This window comes from Paenibacillus sp. 203 (genome assembly GCF_037027525.1).
In the GTDB taxonomy this organism is placed as follows: domain Bacteria; phylum Bacillota; class Bacilli; order Paenibacillales; family Paenibacillaceae; genus Paenibacillus; species Paenibacillus polymyxa_B.
Map to the genome: position 1 here is coordinate 1 of NZ_JAXCHD010000047.1, position 525 is coordinate 525.

Consider the following 525-nt stretch of genomic DNA (forward strand, 5'->3'; position numbering starts at 1 on the left):
CATAACCGATGCCTTTTTGCGGAATATGACGCAGCCCTTCCTTAATCCGTTTGATCAGACGAGCCGTATTTCCCCCTTGTCCCAGACTTCCATCCAGTACAACCGGGAATTGGCTCGTAAACCAGCCAACCGTGCGCGTAATATCCACATCCGGTACAATAGCTTCCCGTCCATGGCCCTCCAGGTTGACCAGCACCCGTTCAGAACCAGACCAGTCATAGACGGCTTTTCCGAGCGCAGCCAGCAACAGGTCATTCATTTCCGTGTTGTATGCGCGATGGGCTTGTTTGAGCAACTGCTCGGTTTCCTGCTTCGTCCAGCGGACAGTGACAACCTCACTGTCTCCGAGCCGTGCATTGTCATTGGCAAAATCCTTCGGCAAAGGCTTCGCGAGGCTGGCTTCTGCTTGTTCGATATGCTGCCAGTAGGCTAGCTCCCGCTCCATCGTCGCACGATTCGCGTAGGCTGACAGCTGTTTGGCCCATACCTGGAAAGAATCTGTTTTATGCGGCAGTCGAATAGCTG

The 525-nt window shown here is 53.9% G+C and carries 1 protein-coding gene; it reads right to left on the bottom strand.

The genetic code is table 11. The annotated features are described in order from the left end of the window. Positions 1–525: condensation domain-containing protein (locus WA407_RS26855; protein ID WP_336078734.1), on the bottom strand; the 525-nt coding region annotated here is incomplete at both ends.